The following is a 4054-nucleotide window of genomic DNA, read 5'->3' as shown; positions in this document are numbered from 1 at the left end:
ACACTCCGTGACTCGACACCTCGAAGCGTGGAGGACGGCCGCGTCGCACGTTCCCCGAAACAGAAGACCTCAGCAGGTCGGGTGACACGCGAGGTTAAACGCCAAGCTTAGAAGCCGTTGTCGTACCGATCTTGTTGGGCGTCAGTTCGAGTGCGGTGACTCGGTCGCGTGATCTTCGGCTTCTGCGTGCATGAAGACAGGGCCTCCTGTCCAGCTCGGGATTGTCGAAGTCCGAACGACCTGGTCAGGAGGCCCTGTGTCGCAGTCTTGCGGTTCCGTGCCGGTGGAGTCCAACTCGGGTGCCCGGTCGTGTGATTGACTCGCTCACCGGTTCGGGAACGCGGGCGATCATCCGGATCGCGAGCCGCGGTACCCCTCGGACATGATCGACGCGGAGTGGGCGGTCGTGCGGGACGCGATGCCGGTCCCGGCGTGGATGAACGGCAAGGGCGGTCAGCCGGAGGGCTACTGCCACCGGCAGATGTTGGATGCCGTGCGGTACCTGGTCGCGGGCGGCATCACGTGGCGGGCGATGCCGGGCGACTTCCCCGTGTGGGACCGCGTCTACGCGTTCGCGCGGCGCTGGGGCGCGACCGGGCTGCTGGCCGAGTTGCACGACCGGTTGCGCGCTCTGGTGCGTGAGGACGCCGGCCGTGATCCGGAGCCGACCGCCGCGATCGTCGACTCGCAGTCGGTGCGGCCGCGGCCACGGTCCCCGCGTCCTCGCGCGGCTACGACGCGGGCAAGAAAGTGCCCGGTCGCAAGCGCCACATCATGGTGGACTGCCTCGGCCTGCTCCTGGTGGTCATGGTGACCACCGCGAGCGTCCACGACAGCAACGCGGCCGTGCCCCTTCTGGAGCGCCTGCGGGGCCGCTTCAAGAAGATCACCTTGGTGTGGGCCGATGGTGGCTACGCGGGCCGCCTGGTCACCTGGGCGAAGGAGAAGCTGCAGCTCACGGTGCAGATCGTCAAGCGCAGCGACGACGCCTCGGGGTTCGTGGTGCTACCGAGGCGCTGGTGCGTGGAGCGGACATTCGCGTGGTTGTTCCGTTCACGCTGGCTGGTTCGCGACTACGAGACGCTGCCCGCTGTCCATGAGCAGATGGTGCTGTGGTCGATGACGATGCTCATGACCCGGCGGCTGGCCCGTCGGCGAGCGTGAACCGGCCCGGCGCCGACTCGGCGGCCCAGCCGCGGTCCGTGAGCCGCTTCATCTTCGACCGCACGCCCTCCACGCACGCCGGAATGGACGCCAGACCAAGTCCTGCGGCGATCTCCTGGCACGTCAGCACCCCGTCCCCGCCCAGCCGGCGTTCCGCCAGCAAGGCGAGGATGCGCTGGTAGTCCACCGCGAGGACATCCGCCGTGAGCGCGGGCCGCCACACCGGGACGATCGAACCCGCCCGCGCAGCCCCCGGCGTCGGCACCGAAGCGGGCGCACCCGCCACGGACTCAGTTTCCGGAGCTGACGCGGAGGGCTCAGCCGCCGGGAGCGGGCCCGTCTCGCCGGCCTGCGGGGTTCGCGGCACGGACAAGACCTCACTCACACGCTGCCGGGCGATCAACCACCCCTGCCAGTCCCTCTCCGCCTCCGCGAGCGCGGCCAGCACCCGGTCCGCGTCCTCCCGCAGTCCTTCCACACGCTCCCGCGCGGCCAGCTCCCGCTCCTCCAGCAATCCCACGACCGACGCCATCCCGGCACCTCCACCGACGAGAAAACCCGACGGCCCCAGCCTGCCTCCCCGACCGCGACATCATGCCTGACCTGCGAGAACGTGCACATCAAGTTCGGTACGACAACGGCTTCTCACAGTCCCGTGTTCGGTGGGGAGCCTGCCATGTCACTGGGAGAAGGCGGCCACCGCCGCCCGGCTGCGGCAGCCGGTGTGCCCGGGTTGGTGGATGCGCGGACCGCATGCAACGCGTGTAAGGGCCTGGCCGCCGCCGGGCCGGCAGGGTCGGTCGGCAAGGTGAGCCACCCAGCCGACGCGTGGTGGTATTCGTGGTATGGACGACCGTCGACGCGTGGTGATCGTGGCCTATGAGAACGCGCAGATCCTGGATGTCGCTTGCCCCAGCGGTGCTCTGGACATCGCCAACCGCTATGGCGCGGCGCCGCCGTACACCATCGAGCTGAGCACTCTCGACGGCCGGACGGCGGGCACATCGGCCGGCATCGGCTTGGGACCGGGGCGGCGGCTGGCGGCGGTGACCGGCCGCCTGGACACCCTCGTCATCGTCGGCGGCCTCGGGGCGGAGACCGCCGCGCAGGACCGGCGGCTGTTGGACCAGGTACGCCGCCTGGCCGGACACAGTCGGCGGGTGGTCTCGGTGTGCACCGGCGCGTACGTACTGGCGGCGGCCGGACTGCTCGACCACCGGCGGGTGACCACGCACTGGGGGCACGGCAGCCGACTCGCCGAACGCCACCCGGCTGTGGCCGTGGACCCGGCTCCGCTCTTCGTACGCGACGGCAACGTCTACACCTCGGCCGGGGTCACCAGCGCATTGGACCTGACGTTGTCGCTGATCGAGGACGACCACGGGCCGACGCTGGCGCGCGCGGTGGCCCGCGAACTGGTCACCTATCTGCACCGGCCGGCGGACCAGGCCCAGATCAGCATGTTTCTGGCGGATCCGCCGCCGGGGGAGAGGCTCGTACGCGACCTGACCGGCTACATCGCGGGCCATCTCGCCGACGACCTGTCCCCGCGGGCACTGGCCGAGCGGGCGGGAATCAGCACCCGGCATCTGACCCGCCTGTTCACGGCGCACCTGGGCACGACACCGGCACGTGCTGTACGGGCCGCCCGTGCGGAGGCCGCCGCCCACCTGCTGCGCTCCAGCGGCCTGCCGGTGGCGGCCGTAGCCCGGCGCTGCGGCCTCGGCTCGGCCGAGACCCTGAGAACGACGCTGCTACGCCACTACGGCGTCGCGGGGGACGTGCTTCGCAGGATGCCGGACATGCCGAGGGCGCGCGTGCCCGCGCAGCGGCAGACTCCCCGCCATGGCAGACACAACGACACGTAGGACCGTACTGGGGGGCATGGCCGCCGGCGCGGCTCTGGCCACCACCGGCGGCCTCACCACGGCCGCAGCCGCGCAGGCCCGGCAGCGGCGCCGCCCGCGCACAGACGGACCTGAGATCGGGATCCTGCTGTACGACGGCTACAGCCTCCTGGACCCGACCGGGCCGGCCGAGGTGCTCTCCCGGTTACCGGGCGCGACGGTCACGATGATCGGGCAACGCCGCGGCGCCGTCCGCACCGACACCAGGGACGTGGCCGTACTGGCCGATCGCTCGATCGACGAGGTCGAGCGGTTGGATGTCCTGCTGGTACCCGGCGCCGGGGCGGACGGCACCGTCAGCGCCATGAACAACCCCGCCCTGCTCTCCTGGATCCGCCGAACCAACCGATCCACCCGCTGGACGGTGTCGGTCTGCACCGGCTCGCTCGTCCTGGCCGCAGCTGGCCTGCTGACAGGAGGCGAAGCGACGACGCACTGGGCCTCCGCCGACTACCTGAGCACCGCGTTCGACGTCACCTACCTACCCGCGCGCTACGTCCGCTCGGGGAAGATCGTCACAGCCGCCGGGGTCTCGGCGGGGGTGGACATGGCGCTCTACCTCGCAGCGCAGATGGCCGGCGAGACCGTGGCCAGAGCGATCCAGCTCGCCGTCGAGTACGACCCCCGGCCTCCGTTCGACTCCGGCAACGCCGCCGAAGCCGCACCGGGGCTCAAGGAGATGGCCCTACGGCTGCTCGAAGCCTCCCAGGCGCGTTAGAGGTTGTCCCGTAAATTCTCAGGGACATGTCTGCCGACCTGCTCGTTTGTCTGTCATCCGGCGAGGGGGAGGTTGTGGAGGCGGGCGATGCCGAGCATGGCGTGGTGGACGCCGTCGCCTTTCAGGCGGCAGTCGCGGAGGATCTTCCAGGTCTGGGACTGTAAAACGTTCGGTGTAACTCCTGAGCAAGGAAGATGCATCGATGACCAGTGAGAACGTGACCGAGACCGAGACCGTCAAGGCCGTCGAGCCGCAGTCGGCGAGG

General features: G+C 70.3%; 5 protein-coding genes and 1 pseudogene. 4 read left to right on the top strand and 2 right to left on the bottom strand.

Features of this window, described 5'->3' with window-relative positions:
- Window positions 1–382: 382 nt before the first annotated feature.
- On the top strand, window positions 383–814 hold the full coding sequence (locus AC2CJA_RS24965; protein WP_484604938.1) for a transposase: 432 nt from the start codon (window positions 383–385) through the stop codon (window positions 812–814).
- A complete protein-coding gene (locus AC2CJA_RS24960) occupies window positions 775–1164 on the top strand; it encodes a transposase (protein ID WP_484604937.1) in 390 nt (129 codons plus the stop codon). The genes AC2CJA_RS24965 and AC2CJA_RS24960 overlap by 40 nt, the downstream gene beginning before the upstream one ends.
- Here AC2CJA_RS24960 and AC2CJA_RS24955 read toward each other — a convergent pair.
- Window positions 1130–1696, bottom strand: coding sequence for a hypothetical protein (locus AC2CJA_RS24955; RefSeq protein WP_484604936.1), 567 nt, complete (start codon window positions 1694–1696; stop codon window positions 1130–1132). The two genes, AC2CJA_RS24960 and AC2CJA_RS24955, sit on opposite strands and share 35 nt — an antisense overlap.
- A gap of 331 nt (window positions 1697–2027) precedes the next feature.
- Here AC2CJA_RS24955 and AC2CJA_RS24950 point away from each other — a divergent pair, with 331 nt between their 5' ends.
- Window positions 2028–3032, top strand: coding sequence for a GlxA family transcriptional regulator (locus AC2CJA_RS24950; protein ID WP_484604939.1), 1005 nt, complete (start codon window positions 2028–2030; stop codon window positions 3030–3032).
- On the top strand, window positions 3010–3789 hold the full coding sequence (locus tag AC2CJA_RS24945; protein WP_484604935.1) for a DJ-1/PfpI family protein: 780 nt from the start codon (window positions 3010–3012) through the stop codon (window positions 3787–3789). Before AC2CJA_RS24950 ends, AC2CJA_RS24945 begins: the two co-directional genes overlap by 23 nt.
- 53 nt (window positions 3790–3842) lie before the next feature.
- Here AC2CJA_RS24945 and AC2CJA_RS24940 read toward each other — a convergent pair.
- Window positions 3843–3944: pseudogene (locus AC2CJA_RS24940) on the bottom strand (IS5/IS1182 family transposase); the annotation flags it as partial.
- Window positions 3945–4054 lie beyond the last annotated feature (110 nt).

This window comes from Streptomyces sp. ATLC9 (assembly GCF_057196705.1).
This window is presented reverse-complemented; position numbering and strand designations above follow the sequence as displayed.